This is a genomic window from Micromonospora sp. WMMD735 (assembly GCF_049178995.1).
Lineage (GTDB): Bacteria > Actinomycetota > Actinomycetes > Mycobacteriales > Micromonosporaceae > Micromonospora > Micromonospora wenchangensis.
The window spans coordinates 6,582,483-6,596,691 of sequence record NZ_JBMHMJ010000002.1 but is presented as its reverse complement, the minus strand read 5'-3'; the positions used below and the strand labels follow the sequence as shown (position 1 = coordinate 6,596,691).

Annotated in this window: 13 protein-coding genes and 1 pseudogene; all 14 read right to left on the bottom strand. The window is 72.7% G+C overall.

Features of this window, described 5'->3' with window-relative positions; translation table 11 throughout:
* Window positions 1-148 precede the first annotated feature (148 nt).
* Window positions 149-970 (bottom strand): annotated as a pseudogene (gene lepB / locus ACN268_RS28930) (signal peptidase I); the annotation flags it as partial.
* A gap of 192 nt (window positions 971-1,162) precedes the next feature.
* Complete coding sequence (rplS, locus tag ACN268_RS28925) at window positions 1,163-1,519, bottom strand: 50S ribosomal protein L19 (protein WP_088646705.1); 357 nt, start codon at window positions 1,517-1,519, stop codon at window positions 1,163-1,165.
* A 142-nt stretch (window positions 1,520-1,661) separates the two neighbouring features.
* On the bottom strand, window positions 1,662-2,450 hold the full coding sequence (trmD, locus tag ACN268_RS28920; protein ID WP_421486160.1) for a tRNA (guanosine(37)-N1)-methyltransferase TrmD: 789 nt from the start codon (window positions 2,448-2,450) through the stop codon (window positions 1,662-1,664).
* A 15-nt stretch (window positions 2,451-2,465) separates the two neighbouring features.
* A complete protein-coding gene (rimM, locus tag ACN268_RS28915; RefSeq protein ID WP_421487022.1) occupies window positions 2,466-3,050 on the bottom strand; it encodes a ribosome maturation factor RimM in 585 nt (194 codons plus the stop codon).
* Window positions 3,051-3,052: 2 nt separating this feature from the next.
* The gene (locus tag ACN268_RS28910) at window positions 3,053-3,313 is read right to left on the bottom strand and encodes an RNA-binding protein (protein WP_172862164.1); all 261 of its coding nucleotides are present in this window, start codon (window positions 3,311-3,313) and stop codon (window positions 3,053-3,055) included.
* Window positions 3,288-3,764 (bottom strand): 30S ribosomal protein S16, encoded by a 477-nt coding sequence (gene rpsP, locus ACN268_RS28905; RefSeq protein WP_204923824.1) that lies wholly within the window; start codon window positions 3,762-3,764, stop codon window positions 3,288-3,290. The genes ACN268_RS28910 and rpsP overlap by 26 nt, the downstream gene beginning before the upstream one ends.
* A 244-nt stretch (window positions 3,765-4,008) precedes the next feature.
* Window positions 4,009-4,656 carry a DUF402 domain-containing protein gene (locus tag ACN268_RS28900; protein WP_421486158.1) on the bottom strand — a complete coding sequence of 216 codons (648 nt, stop codon included), beginning with the start codon at window positions 4,654-4,656 and terminating at the stop codon, window positions 4,009-4,011.
* A 222-nt stretch (window positions 4,657-4,878) separates the two neighbouring features.
* Window positions 4,879-6,285, bottom strand: coding sequence for a proline--tRNA ligase (gene proS, locus ACN268_RS28895; protein ID WP_421486156.1), 1,407 nt, complete (start codon window positions 6,283-6,285; stop codon window positions 4,879-4,881).
* 77 nt (window positions 6,286-6,362) lie between these two features.
* On the bottom strand, window positions 6,363-7,442 hold the full coding sequence (locus tag ACN268_RS28890) for an amidohydrolase family protein (protein ID WP_421486154.1): 1,080 nt from the start codon (window positions 7,440-7,442) through the stop codon (window positions 6,363-6,365).
* An 18-nt stretch (window positions 7,443-7,460) separates the two neighbouring features.
* Window positions 7,461-8,042, bottom strand: a complete 582-nt coding sequence (locus ACN268_RS28885; protein WP_363789939.1) for a Uma2 family endonuclease — start codon at window positions 8,040-8,042, stop codon at window positions 7,461-7,463.
* A gap of 68 nt (window positions 8,043-8,110) precedes the next feature.
* The gene (ffh, locus tag ACN268_RS28880; protein WP_204956862.1) at window positions 8,111-9,667 is read right to left on the bottom strand and encodes a signal recognition particle protein; all 1,557 of its coding nucleotides are present in this window, start codon (window positions 9,665-9,667) and stop codon (window positions 8,111-8,113) included.
* 246 nt (window positions 9,668-9,913) lie between these two features.
* A complete protein-coding gene (locus ACN268_RS28875) occupies window positions 9,914-12,238 on the bottom strand; it encodes a [protein-PII] uridylyltransferase (RefSeq protein WP_421486152.1) in 2,325 nt (774 codons plus the stop codon).
* Between the two features lie 12 nt (window positions 12,239-12,250).
* Window positions 12,251-12,589 carry a P-II family nitrogen regulator gene (locus tag ACN268_RS28870; RefSeq protein WP_067307311.1) on the bottom strand — a complete coding sequence of 113 codons (339 nt, stop codon included), beginning with the start codon at window positions 12,587-12,589 and terminating at the stop codon, window positions 12,251-12,253.
* A gap of 25 nt (window positions 12,590-12,614) precedes the next feature.
* A complete protein-coding gene (locus ACN268_RS28865; protein ID WP_204923816.1) occupies window positions 12,615-14,012 on the bottom strand; it encodes an ammonium transporter in 1,398 nt (465 codons plus the stop codon).
* Between the last annotated feature and the right edge of the window lie 197 nt (window positions 14,013-14,209).

Here is a 14,209-nt window from a genome sequence, read left to right as displayed (position 1 = left end):
GCCGGAGCCGAACGGGCCGCCCGGAACGCCGGAGGTGTTCCCGCCACCCGGCCTGTCGCCACCGTTCCCGTGGTCGGAACCGGCCCCGACCGCCGGGCCGGGCGGGGTCGCGGGACCATGCCCGTCGCCCGGACCGGGTGACGGCGGCGAGCAGGGCGGCGACCGGAAGGAGCAGGACCACGTCGCCGGTCGGGGTCGGCCGCACCGGGGCCGGGGCGGTGTTCGCGGCGGCGGAGTCGGACAGCTTGGCGAAGGTGGCCGGCACCGGCAGCGACGCCCACCGCGACGACGGCCACACCACCATGAACGCCCGGCCGACCACGTTGTCGATCGGCACCGGGCCCTGGCAGCGGGCGTCCTGGGAGACCAGCCGGTGGTCACCCATCACGAAGATCTGCCCCGGGGGTACGACCACCTCGTCGAACCGGCGGGACCGGCACTCCTTCGGGTTCGGCGGGACGTCCAGCGGGGAGTCCCGCACCACGTACGGTTCGTCGAGCGGGATGCCGTTGACCATGACCCGGCCCTGGTCGTCGCAGCACTTGACCCGGTCGCCGGGCAGCCCGATCACCCGTTTGATGAAGTCCTTCTCGCCGGGGCGGCTCACCCCGACCAGGTCGCCGAGGGTGCGACCGATCTTGCCGGCGGCACCGGTCGGCGGCACGGGATTCTCCTGGGCGACCCACTTGTCGGTGCCCCGGAACACCACGACCTCACCGCGCAGCGGGTCCCGCATGTCGTAGACGACCTTGTTGACCAGGACCCGGTCGCCGATGAGGAGGGTGTCCTCCATCGAGCTGGACGGGATGAAGAAGGCCTGGAGCAGGAAGGTGCGGATCAGCACCGCGAGGCAGAAGGCCACGATCAACAGCAGTGGCAGCTCCTGCCAGAGGGGCATCTGCCGACGGGCGGGGCGGGCCCGCCGACGCCACGGGTCCGCTGTGCCGTTCGAGTCAAGCACCTGCACCACGCCACTCCCCGGTCCGCAGAAACGACACTACCGCCCGGGAGCCTCGTCGAGGCCCCACGGGCGGCAGGGACGATCGGAGCGCCGCGATCTGTCGTCGCGACGTCACCCGCCGGTCTGCGCCCGTACCGATCAGCGTAATGCGCTCTGGTCGATACGACATCCGCGCAGGTCAGGCGGCGTGGCGAACGGAGATCAGCTGGGCTGCTTCTCGCGCTTCTCCTTGATCTTGGCCTTCTTGCCGCGCAGCTCGCGCAGGTAGTAGAGCTTGGCCCGGCGCACGTCACCACGGGTCACGACCTCGATCCGGTCGATACCCGGGCCGTTGAGCGGGTACGTCCGCTCCACACCCACACCGAAGCTGACCTTGCGGACCGTGAAGGTCTCGCGCAGGCCGTCACCCTGGCGGCGGATGACGACGCCCTGGAAGATCTGGACCCGGGACCGGTTGCCCTCGACGACCCGCGCGTGCACCTTGACGGTGTCACCGGCCCGGAAGTCGGGGATGTCGGTACGCTTCGACTGGGCGTCAAGGGCGTCCAGGATGTTCATCGCTGCGTCCTCGTAATGCTCACGGCGCACCGTCACTCGGTGCGCGGATGGGTGATTCTGATCCCCGGGTGGTTGCCGGCGGGCCGACCCCGGTCGGGAATCCTCGCAGCCGCCCACGGCGTGGACGGATGCGGCAACCCCTCTACTCTGCCATATCCCCCGGGGGCAGGGGGAAGCCACCCCGCTCCAGCGCGGCCACGTCCCTTTTGTCCAGGATCTCCGGGGACAGCGCGGCGATCATGTCGGGCCGTCGGCGGGCCGTCCGGGTCAGCGCCTCGTCGCGCCGCCAGCGGGCGATCCGCCCGTGGTCGCCCGAGCGGAGCACGTCGGGCACCTCGTACCCCCGCCAGCTCGCCGGCTTGGTGTACATCGGGGCTTCCAGCAGGCCGTGCGCGTGCGACTCGTCGTCAAGCGAACCGGCGTTGCCGAGCACCCCGGGCAGCAGCCGGGTGACCGCCTCCAGGATCACCAGCACCGCGACCTCGCCGCCGAAGAGCACGTAGTCGCCGAGCGAGACCTCGGTGACCTTCAGCCGGGTCGCCGCGTGGTCGAGCACCCGCTGGTCGATGCCCTCGTACCGGCCGCAGGCGAAGAGCAGGTGCGACTCGGCCGCCAGCTCGTGCGCCATCGCCTGGGTGAACGGCGCACCGGCCGGGGAGGGCACCAGCAGCCGGGGCAGGGTCAGGCCGTCCGGGGCCAGCTCGTCGGGGGCCAGCGCGTCCAGCGCCTCACCCCACGGCTCGGGCCGCATCACCATGCCGGGCCCGCCGCCGTACGGCGTGTCGTCGACCGTACGGTGCACGTCGTGGGTCCAGTCCCGCAGGTCGTGGACGGCCAGCCGGAGCAGGCCCTGCTCCCGGGCCCGCCCGATCAGGGACAGGTCGAGCGGGGCGAAGTACTCCGGGAAGATCGACACGATGTCGACGCGCATGTGGGTGGCTTCCGGCTAGAGGTCGAGCAGACCGGCCGGCGGGTCGACGACGACGCGTCCGCCGGCGAGATCGACCTCCGGGACGATCGCCTTGACGAACGGAATCAGCGCACTGCCCCCCTGGGGGCGGCGCAGGACGAGCAGGTCGGAGGCGGGCGCGTGGTCGATCTTCGCCACCTCGCCGAGGTGCTCACCGGCCGGGGTGACCACGGCCAGGCCGACCAGCTGGTGGTCGTGGAACTCCTCCGGGTCCTCCGGCGGCGCGATGGAGGCGCTGTCCACCCCGAGCAGGGTGCCGCGCAGCGCCTCGGCGGTCTCCCGGTCGAGCACCCCCTCGAAGGCCACCAGCATCCGCCCCTGGTGCCAGCGGGCCGACTCGATGGTCAGCTCGGCGGGGACCTCGTAGGCCACGCCGGGAACGACGGCCTCGGCCGGCTCGGTTCCGCCCCGGCGCGGTGCCGCCACCCGGGGCGTCGCCCCCGGCTCGGTGCACAGCACCGCGCCGGGGGCGAACCGCGCCTCGGGCTCGTCGGTCCGCACCTCCACGGTGACCTCACCGCGGATGCCGTGCGGTTTGCCGATCCTGCCGACGATGAGCAGCATCAGTACGAGTCGACGATGTCGACGCGTACCCCGCGTCCACCGATGGAGCCGATCACCTGACGCAGCGCCTTGGCGGTCCGCCCGGACCGCCCGATCACCGTGCCGAGATCCTCCGGGTGCACGCGGACTTCCAGCCGCTTGCCCCGACGGGAGTCGACCATGCGGACGCGCACGTCGTCCGGGTGGTCGACGATTCCCTTGACCAGGTGCTCCAGGGCGGGACGCAGCGGCATGTCAGGCCTGCTCACCGGCGTCGGCAGCAGCAGCCGGGGCCTCGGCCGGAGCCTCGGTCTTCGGCGCCTCGGTCTCGGCCGGAGCCTCCGCCTTGGCGGCCTTGCGGGCCGGCTTGGCCGGGGTCTCCGGGGCCAGGCCGGCGGCGGCCTTCGCCTCGGCCTCGTACGCCGCCTTGCGGTCGGCGCGCTCGGCGGCGACCTTGAGCGGCGGCGGGGCCGGCAGGCCCTTGAACTTCTGCCAGTCGCCGGTCAGCTCCAGCAGACGCTGGACGGCCTCGCTCGGCTGCGCGCCGACCGAGAGCCAGTACTGGACCCGCTCCGACTTGACCTCGATGATCGAGGGGTCTTCCTTCGGCTGGTAGACGCCCACGAACTCGATCGCGCGACCGTCACGCTTGGTGCGCGAGTCCGCGATGACGATGCGGTACTGCGGGTTGCGGATCTTGCCCATCCGCAGGAGCCGGATCTTTACGGCCACAGTTGTTTCGCTCCTGTTGCGATTTCACCGACCCGGCTACGGGCGGTGCACGGGTGAGCGTCGACCGGCACAGTGGGGTTGGGCCGGAGACTGCTCGATGGACTGGCGACGCGCCCGGGTTAGAGGGCGCCGAACGCGCGCCGGATACCAGCGAACCATTCTGCCAGATCACCCGGCGAACACTCACATCGGCCCACCCCACCGGCCCGGCGGGCAGCCCGGCCGGGAGTGGGCCATGTCACAATCATCGTACGGGGGGGCGGTCCCAGCCGGGCGGCAGCTCCGTCGGGGGCGTCCAGTCGGCCGGCGGGACGAAGTCGCACCAGGTGCCGTCGAACGGGAACGTCCCCGCCTCGGCGAGGGCGATCACCCGCTCCCCCTCCGCGCGTACGGCCCGCTCGTCGGTCACCCAGTAGTGGTCGGGGAAGGCGAGCCGCTCGGTGAACTCGTCCTCGTCCTTCCACTGCCAGCTGTGGTCGGGCCGGACCACCACGTCCAGGTCCTGGTCGACCATGTCCACCCCGGCGAGCGACCCGTCGGCCCACCGGACGCCCGGCTCCTCCAGGTTGACGTACCAGGCGGCGAACCGGTCCTGGTCGTCGCGGAAGAACCAGACCGAGTGGGCCGCGCCGGTGGGTAGGAACTTCAGCAGCGGCGGGCCGTTCCACCGGCCCCGGGCCAGCCGGTACGACGAGGTGATCCACTCGGTGAACGGCATCGCCCGCATGCCCAGCCCCGCCTCGGACACCTCGTGCGCCACCGGCGTGTCCCGGGCCACCCAGAGCAGCAGGCCCCGGTCGTCGTCGAGCACCACCCGGGCCGGTCGGACCCACCCGATCCGACCGTGCCGCACGTTGCGGTGCACGATCAGCTGACCCGGTTCGAAACGCACCACACCTCCACAGTTCTGCACGGACCTGCGCGCCGGTCCCGGGGCTCGGGCCGGGCCGGTCCCGGAGCTCCGGCCGGGCCGGGCACGGACTTGCGCGCCGGTCCCGGGGCTCGGGCCGGGCCGCCGGGCCGGGTCCGGCGAGCCGGCGGCGCACGGGAGGCACCGCCGGCAGGGACGGTCCGCCGACCCGGGTCGGCGGACCGGGGTCCACCGTGGGGCGGCTCAGTAGGCGCGGGCCAGGATGGCGGTCAGGTCCGGCTCGTCCTCGTTGTCCGGGACGGACCCGTCGGCCCGCAGCAGGCACCGGACGGTGACTCCCTGACCGTTGGCCTCGGCCTCGCCCGCGACGCCGACGGCCGACCACGGCACCATGGCCCAGCCGGTGGCCGCCGCCTCGATCGCCTCGGCGAGGGTGGACACCTCGACGGTGCGGGACCGCCGGTGGGCGAGCGCCTCGTCGTGCAGGGCCTGCTGGTCGGCCTCCAGGGCGGCCACGACCGCGCCGACCACGTCGGCGACCGGGGTGGGGGCCTTCGAGCCGTCCGTCCGCCGGACCACGACCGCGTTGCCGGCGGCCAGGTCGCGGGGGCCGACCTCGACGCGTACCGGATAGCCGCGCAGCTCGGCGTCGACGGCCCGGCGGCCGAACGCGGTGTCGGTGCGGTCGTCGAGCGCGACCCGGACGCCGGCGTCACGCAGCGCGTCACGCAGCTTGGCCGCCGCCTCGCCGACGCCGTCGCCCGCCTTGACGATCATGACGTACGCCTGGATCGGGGCCAGCCTCGGCGGCACCCGCAGCCCGTTGTCGTCACCGTGCGCCATGATCAGCCCGCCGAGCATCCGGGTGGAGGTGCCCCAGGAGGTCGTCCAGGCGTGCTCCCGGCCACCCTCGGCCGAGGAGTAGCTGATGTCGAACGCCTTGGCGAAGTTCTGCCCCAGCTCGTGGCTGGTGCCGAGCTGCAGCGCCTTGCCGTCGCCCATCATGCCTTCGCAGGTGTAGGTGGCGGTCGCCCCGGCGAACCGCTCCCGGGCGGTCTTCAGCCCGACCACCACCGGGATGCCCAGCACGTTGACCATCAGGTCCTCGTACGCCTCGTGCAGGATCTTGCGGGCGTAGGCGCGGGCGTCTTCACGGGTGGCGTGCGCGGTGTGCCCCTCCTGCCAGAGGAACTCGCTGGTACGCAGGAAGACCCGGGGGCGCAGCTCCCAGCGGACCACGTTCGCCCACTGGTTGAGCAGCAGCGGCAGGTCCCGGTACGAGTCGATCCACTTGGCCATGAACTCGCCGATCACCGTCTCGCTGGTGGGGCGCACCACCACCGGCTCGGCGAGCTGCTTGCCGCCACCGTGGGTGACCACCGCCAGCTCCGGCGAGAAGCCCTCGACGTGCTCGGCCTCGCGCTTGAGGTAGCTCTCCGGGATGAACAACGGGAAGTACGCGTTCTCCGCGCCGGCCGCCTTGATCCGGGCGTCCATCTCGGCCTGCATCCGCTCCCAGATGGCGTAGCCGGCCGGTCGGATGACCATGGTCCCCCGGACCGGGCCGTTGTCGGCCAGCTTCGCCTTGGCGATCAGGTCCTGGTACCAGCGGGGAAAGTCCTCCGCACGGGGAGTGAGCACGCGAGCCATGACCGCACATCCTATGCGCCCCGCCCGACGTCGGCGTCATCGGGCGCGCTGCCGCGCCCCGCGCCGCCCGACCGGGGTCAGCGGACCACCCGGCCGCGCAGGACGATCCGGCTGGGCGTCCGGACCACCCGCAGGTCGCGGCGCGGGTCCTCGGGGTAGACGACCAGGTCCGCCAGGCCGCCCTCGACCAGGCCGGGGAAGCCGAGCCACTGCCGGGCCCGCCAGGAGGCGGCGGCGAGGACGTCCACGGCGGGCATGCCGGCCTGCTCGTGCAGCAGCAGCATCTCCTCGGCGGCCAGCCCGTGGTCGATGCCGCCGCCCGCGTCGGTGCCCACGTAGATCGGCACCCCGGCCTCGTGGGCGGCCCGCACCACCTCGGGGAAGCGGTCGCGCAGGGCGATCATGTGGTCGGCGTAGCCGGGGAACTTGGGGCGGGCCGCGGCGGCGATGCCCCCGAACGTCCGAATGTTGATCATCGTGGGGACCAGCGCCGTGCCCTGCCGGGCCATCAGGTCGATCAGGTCGAGGCTCAGCCCGGTGCCGTGCTCCACCGAGTCCACCCCGGCCTTCACCATGATCTCCACGGCCGACTCGCTGAACGTGTGCACCGCCGCGCGTACCCCGGCGGCGTGCGCGGCGGCCACCGCGGCGGCCATCGTGTCGGCGTCCCAGGCCGGCGCGAGGTCGCCGACGCCCCGGTCGATCCAGTCGCCGACCAGCTTGACCCAGCCGTTGCCGGCGGCGGCCTGCGCGGTGACCGCCGCGGTCACCTCCGCCGCGTCGACCTCCAGGCCGATGTCGCGCAGGTAGCGCTTCGGCGGGGCGACGTGCCGCCCGGCGCGGGCCAGTCGCGGCAGGTCCGGTTCGTCGTCGAGTTCGGGGTACGGGTACGGCGAGCCGGCGTCGCGCAGCGCGAGCACCCCGGCGTCCCGGTCGGTACGGGCCAACGTGCGGGCCTGGTCGAGGGAGGTGACCGGGGTGGCACCCCGGGCGATGCCGAGGTGGCAGTGGGCGTCGACCAGCCCGGGCAGCACGAACCCGGAGTCGGCGACCGTCTCGGCGTCGGGCACCGGGTCGAAGGTGACCCGGTCGCCGTCGAGCCAGACGTCCCGGACCTCGTCGTCGGGCAGGAGCACACCGCGCACATGCAGAGCCATGCGCACAGTCCTACCCGATCACGGCCCGTCGGGGGCGAGCAGGTCGTTCTTCCGGGCGGTCAGCGCCGGCAGGTCGACCGAGACCTTCCACGGCTGTTCGGTGACGAACAGGTCCTCGGTGTGGGTGAGCTGCTCGTAGTCGCGACCGCCGGGACCGAGTGCGTACTCGGTCAGCGTGATCCGGTCCTGGAGCGGGTCGACCACCCAGTACGAGCGGACCCCGGCGTGCGCGTACACCTTCGCCTTGTCGTACATGTCGCGGAAGGTGGAGGTGGGTGACACCACCTCCACGGCCAGCAGGGCGTCCTCGACGGGGACGGGCGACCGCCCGGCGTGCCGGCGGTGGATCGCCACCACGTCGGGCCGGGGCTCGTTGCGGCGGTCGACCCGCATCGACAGGTCGAAACTCACGAGGTGATCCGACGGGCAGTTGACTTCGACGGCGAGCAACAGACGGACGCACAGGTCCTGATGCAGGGCAGTGGGGGACGGCACGATCAACCTTCCGTTGATCAGTTCGTACGGAAGGTCCTTCGGCAGGTCGCCGAGGTCGTCGACCGTCCACTCGTGCCGTTCGGGCAGGATCGGGGCCGCGGTCATGACATCTCCTTCCAGGGGGCGGAACCACCCTAAGCGCCCACCCCGTCGCCCACCGTAATCGACACGCGTCAGCGGGGCCGGTTGTCGCCCCTGCCGAGCTTGTTGAAGTCGATCTTCGGAAGCTTGAAGCCCGGCGGCAGCCCCTGGCCGCCCGCCAGGTCGTTCGGGTCCATCCCCGGCGGGAGCTGCGGCATGCCACCGGGGAAGCCGCCCGGCAGCCCGGCGCCCGCGCCGCTGCGCGGCCGGTTGCCGCCCTTGGTGCCCTTGCGCTTGTTCTTCGGGGACTTGGTGGCCTTGCGCCGGCCCCCACCGGGCAGGCCCATCATGCCGCCCATCTGCTTCATCATCTTCTGCGCGTCGGCGAAGCGGTTGAGCAGCTGGTTGACGTCCATCACGGTGACCCCGGAGCCACCGGCGATACGGGCCCGCCGGGAGCCGTTGATGATCTTCGGGTTGGTCCGCTCGGCCGGGGTCATCGACCTGATGATCGCGGTGACCCGGTCGAAGTGCTTGTCGTCCAGCTCGGCGAGCTGGTCCTTCATCTGCCCCATGCCGGGCATCATGGCCAGCACGTTGGCGATCGGGCCCATCCGCCGCACCGCGATGAGCTGGTCGAGGAAGTCCTCCAGGGTGAACTGCTCGCCGCCCATCAGCTTGGCGGTCATCTTCTCCTTCTGATCGGTGTCGAAGGCCTGCTCGGCCTGCTCGATCAGAGTGAGGACGTCGCCCATGCCGAGGATCCGGCTGGCCATCCGGTCGGGGTGGAAGACGTCGAAGTCCTCCAGCTTCTCACCGGTGGAGGCGAACAGGATCGGCTGGCCGGTGACCTCCCGCACCGACAGCGCGGCACCACCCCGGGCGTCGCCGTCGAGCTTGGACAGGACCACACCGGTGATGCCCACGCCGTCGCGGAACGCCTCGGCGGTGCGGACCGCGTCCTGGCCGACCATCGCGTCGATGACGAAGATGACCTCGTCGGGGTCGACCGCGTCGCGGATGTCGGCGGCCTGCTGCATCATCTCGGCGTCGATGCCGAGCCGGCCGGCGGTGTCGACGATGACGATGTCCCGGGCGGCCCGCTTCGCGTGCTCGATCGAGGCGCGGGCGACCTGCACCGGGTCGCCGGTGCCGTTGCCGGGCTCCGGGGCGTACACCTCGACGCCGGCGCGGCCACCGAGCACCTGGAGCTGCCCGACGGCGTTGGGACGCTGGAGGTCGGCGGCGACCAGCAGCGGCTGGTGCCCCTGGGCCTTGAGCCAGCGGGCCAGCTTGCCGGCGAGGGTGGTCTTACCGGAGCCCTGGAGGCCGGCCAGCATGATCACGGTCGGCGGCTGCTTGGCGAACTGGAGCCGCCGGCCCTCGCCGCCGAGCACGTTGATCAGCTCTTCGTTGACGATCTTGACGATCTGCTGGGCCGGGTTGAGCGCCTGGGAGACCTCCGCGCTGCGGGCCCGCTCCTTGACGTTCGCGATGAAGCCTTTCACCACCGGGAGCGCGACGTCCGCCTCCAGCAACGCCAGGCGGATCTCGCGGGCGGTGGCGTCGATGTCGGCGTCGGTGAGCCGGCCCTTGCCGCGGAGCTTGGTGAAGATTCCGGACAGGCGGTCACTCAAGGTGTCAAACACGCGAACATCCCGTATGTCGTCAGCGGCGGGCACAGGTGCGGCCGGGCCGGCTGTCCAGCCCACCGTTAGGGTAGCCCGCCGGCCGCACGCCCGCTCCGGCCCCGCGCGCCGCGCCACGCGCCCGTGCCCGGGGCCGGCCGGCGGCGACGCCCACGACGCACCCGCTGGCCCGGACGGTGGACGTCGGACACACCGCAGGTCCGCCGGCACCACGTGCGGGCGGCGTCGCCTCCGGCCGGCGCGGTCCTACACGGCGGCGAGGACGGCGGCCTCGATGTGGTCCCGCTGCTCGTCCGACGGCCAGCCACCGACCAGGTAGAACGCGTCGACCACGTCACCGCCGAGGGTGGAGATCCGGGCGGCGCGCACCTGCGCCCCGGCCTCGTCCAGCGCGCAGGTGACCCGGTAGAGCAGGCCCGCGGCGTCGGCGGCGCGCAGCTCCAGCAGGACCGCGTCGGTGGCCGCCTCCCGGTGCCAGACGACCCGGGGGGCCGCTCCCCCACTGCGGGCGGCCAGCGCCCGGCCACGCAGCCGTTGGGTCACCGAGACGTCACCGGTGACCGCGCGCCGCAGGTCGGCGCTGAGTGCGATCGGGTCCGGGGCCAGCCCGTAGCGCGGCTGCACCAGGCACTCGACCAGGGCCCGGCCGTCGACCGTGGCGGCGTCCGCCGAGATCACCTCCAGCCGGTGCAGGGCCAGGCAACCGGCGACCGTGGCGAGCAGCCCCCGCCGGTCGGCCGCGGCCACCGCCACCCGGTCCTCGGTCAGGTGTACGACCGGCAGTGGCCCGGAGACCAGCGCCGGGTCGGGGGCCGGCGGGGCGGGCACCACGCCGGTGTCCAGGGTGGTCCGCACCCGGGCGACCAACTCGGCGATCAGCCGCCCCTTCCAGCCGGACCAGGCGGCCGGGCCGGTGGCGGCGGCGTCGGCCAGCACCAGGGCGTGCAGCAGTTCCAGCGTGGTGGTGTCGCCGACCCGCTCGGCCACCCCGGCGATCGTCTTCGGGTCGGACAGGTCGCGGCGGGTCGCCACGTCGGGCAGGAGCAGGTGCAGCCGGACCAGCGTGCCGATCAGCGCGGCCTCCTCGGCGGGCAGGCCGATCCGGGTGGCCACCGCCTCGGCCAGCGGCGCGCCGACGGTGGAGTGGTCGCCGTCCAGCCCCTTGCCGATGTCGTGCAGGAACGCGCCGATCAGCAGCAGGTCGGGGCGCTCGACGTCGCGGGTGTGCCGGCTCGCCTCGTACGCGGCCTGCACCAGGTGCCGATCGAGGGTGAACCGGTGCACCGGGTTGTGCTGGGGCAGGCTGCGCAGCCGGGTCCACTCGGGCAGCCAGCCGTCGATCAGGCCGTACCGGTCGCAGGTCTCCCAGGCGGGCACCAGGCCGGGGCCGGCGCCGAGCAGCGTGACGAACGCGGCCCGGGCGGCCGGCGGCCAGGGCGCGGGCAGCGGCGGGCAGTACGCGGCCAGCCACTCGCAGGTGGCCCGCGCGATCGGCAGCCGGTGGGTGGCCGCGGCGGCGGCGATCCGCAGCGACAGGCTCGGGTCGGGGCGGGCCCCGATGGCGGTCCGGGCCAGCACCAGCTCCCCGTCGTGCTCGACCACGTCCCGGGCGACCGGGCGGCGCAGCGGTCGGCCGTCGGTGCCCCGGCGACGGCCGGAGCGGAGCCGGTCGGCGGCCCGCCAGGCGTCGTCGAGGGCGTGGCTGACGGTGCGCGCGTCGCCGGCCACCCGACGCAGCAGGGCGTCACCGTCGCCGGAGTCCGCCCGCGCCCCGGCCCCGGCGGCCTCGGCCGCCGACTGGCGCAGGCCGAGCAGCGCGGCGACCCCGGCGCGTTCCTGGGCGACCAGCCGGTCGACCCGGCGGCCCACCTGCTGGTGCAGGGCGTCGCGGGTGTCCAGCAACCGCAGGTGGGCGGCGCGGACGGCGGGACGCAGCGCGTCGGTGATCCCGGCGGTGGCGATGGCCCGCAGGATGCCCACGTCGCGCAGCCCGCCGGCGGCCTCCTTCAGGTCGCCTTCGAGCAGGAAGGCCAGTTCGCCGTGGGTACGCCAGCGCACCTCGGTGATCTCCCGCAGGGCGGGCAGCTGGCGGACGGCGGTCCGCCGCCAGTGGTCGGTGGCGGTCCGGGTGAGGGTGTCGGCCAGCGCCCGGTCACCGGCGACGAACCGGGCGTCGAGCAGGGCCAGGGCGACCTTGACGTCGTCCTGGGCCACCGACAGCGCCTCGGCGAGGGTCCGCACGGAGTGGTCGAGCCGGACCCCGGCGTCCCAGATCGGGTACCACAGTGCGGCGGCCAACTCGTCCACCCCGGGCACCCCGGCGTGCAGCAGCACGAGGTCGAGGTCCCCGTAGGGGGCGCACTGCCGACGGCCGAGGCCGCCGACGGCGATCAGGGCGATGCCCTCCCGGGCCGGCAGCAGGCCGTGCAGCCAGGCGTCGAACGCCCCGGCCCGGGCGAGCCGGGCCGGTTCGCCGATGCCCGGGGGAACCCCGACGACCCCGTCGACCAGGAGGTCCGTCCCTGCGTCGGTGCTGTCGTCCGACGCGTTCCTCCTGGTCGACGGGGTCATCTACAGGTCCTCCTACAGGGCGTCGAGGCCGCGCTCGCCGGTACGGACCCGGACGACCTCTTCCACGCCGGTCACCCAGACCTTGCCGTCACCGATCTTGCCGGTACGGGCGGCGGCCACGATCGCGTCGACGACCTTGTCGACGTCCATCTCGTCGGTGAGCACCTCGACCCGGATCTTGGGCAGGAACTCGACCGTGTACTCGGCACCCCGGTAGACCTCGGTGTGCCCCTTCTGACGCCCGTACCCCTGGACCTCGCTGACGGTCAGGCCGGCAACGCCGAGAGCGTGCAGGGCCTCCTTCACCGCGTCCAGTTGGTACGGCTTGATGACCGCGGTCACCAGCTTCATGTCCATGCCCTCCATTCTCCGAACGTTAACCGGCGACCTTCTCGTCCACCGGCGCGGCGGCCGGCTCGGAGGCCTTCGCGCCGCCCGGGGTGATCCCGGCCATCGCGAACGCCCCGCCACCGGCACCGCCGGTGCTCGGGGAGAGGTCGTAACCGCTCTCCGCGTGCTCGCTGATGTCGATGCCCTCGACCTCGTCCTCGGCCTTGACCCGGAAGCCGAGGGTCTTGTCGATGACGAAGGCGAGCACCCAGGCGACACCGAACGACCAGGCGGTCACGATCAGGCCGGCGAGGGCCTGGCGGCCGAACTGGGTCACACCGCCGCCGTAGAACAGGCCGTCGGAGGCGCCGACCACGTCGCTGATCGCGGCGTTGACCGAGTTGGTGGCGAACAGGCCGAGCCACAGCGAGCCGATCCAGCCGCCGACGAAGTGCACGCCAACCACGTCGAGCGAGTCGTCGTAGCCGAGCTTGTACTTCAGGCTGATGGCCAGGGCGCAGACCACACCGGCGACGATGCCGAGCAGGACGGCCGCCCAGGGGGCGATGAACCCGCAGGCCGGGGTGATGGCGACCAGACCGGCGACGGCACCGGACGAGGCACCGACCATGGTCGGCTTCTTGTCCTTGATCCACTCCACCGCGATCCAGCCGAGCACCGCCGCGGCGGTGGCGAGCTGGGTGTTGATGAAGGCCAGCCCGGCGACCGAGTCGACGGTCAGCTCCGACCCGGCGTTGAAGCCGAACCAACCGAACCACAGCAGGCCGGCGCCGAGCGCGACCAGCGGGATGTTGTGCGGCTTCATGCCCTCACGCGGCCAGCCGAGCCGCTTGCCGAGCACCAGGGCGACGGCGAGGGCCGCCGCACCGGCGTTGATGTGCACCGCGGTACCACCGGCGAAGTCGAGCGCGTGGATCTTGGCGCCGATGATGCCGCCGCCCCACACCCAGTGGGCGACGGGGAAGTAGACCAGGGTGGCCCAGCCGAAGGCGAACAGCAGCCAGCCGCCGAACTTGGCCCGGTCGGAGATCGCGCCGCTGATCAGCGCGACGGTGATCACCGCGAAGACCATCTGGAACGCCATGAACACGTACAGCGGGACGCCGATGCCGCTGGGGTTCTCCGCCGTGGCGCCCCACAGGTCGGTCTCGGCGAGGAAGGTCTTGGTGCCCAGGTACGCACCGGGGTCGCCCCAGAAACCGTTGACGTCGGTCCCGAAAGCAATGCTGAAACCGTAGAACCACCACAGAACAGAGATGAGCCCGATGGCGGAGAAGCTCATCATCATCATGTTGAGCACGCCCTTGGCCCGGTTGAGGCCGCCGTAGAACAGCGCCAGTCCGGGGGTCATGAGCAGCACGAGAGCGGTCGAAACCAGCAGCCAAACGGTGTTGCCGCCGTCGATCGTCGGTGCTTCAGGCACGCTGGCCTCCTAAAGGTGAAGTTCCCTCCTTCGCGGCTTCCGGGGCAGCGTCGCCCGTACGCCGGTTGCGCGGAAGCTTGGCCGGCTGCTGTTTCCTGGACCGACACCCCTCGATTTCCGACACGTGACGGGTTGTTTCCGGCGTGTGAAGAACCTCGATCATGAAATCCCGGATACGAAAGAGTGGCCGTTCCGGC

Coding starts and splice junctions, on each gene's coding strand:
- ACN268_RS28870 (WP_067307311.1), bottom strand. CDS start 12,589: ATGAAGCTGGTGACCGCGGTCATCAAGCCGTACCAACTGGACGCGGTG.
- trmD (WP_421486160.1), bottom strand. CDS start 2,450: ATGCGCGTCGACATCGTGTCGATCTTCCCGGAGTACTTCGCCCCGCTC.
- proS (WP_421486156.1), bottom strand. CDS start 6,285: ATGGCTCGCGTGCTCACTCCCCGTGCGGAGGACTTTCCCCGCTGGTAC.
- ACN268_RS28885 (WP_363789939.1), bottom strand. CDS start 8,042: ATGACCGCGGCCCCGATCCTGCCCGAACGGCACGAGTGGACGGTCGAC.
- ACN268_RS28890 (WP_421486154.1), bottom strand. CDS start 7,442: ATGGCTCTGCATGTGCGCGGTGTGCTCCTGCCCGACGACGAGGTCCGG.
- rplS (WP_088646705.1), bottom strand. CDS start 1,519: ATGAACATCCTGGACGCCCTTGACGCCCAGTCGAAGCGTACCGACATC.
- ACN268_RS28875 (WP_421486152.1), bottom strand. CDS start 12,238: ATGACCCCGTCGACCAGGAGGAACGCGTCGGACGACAGCACCGACGCA.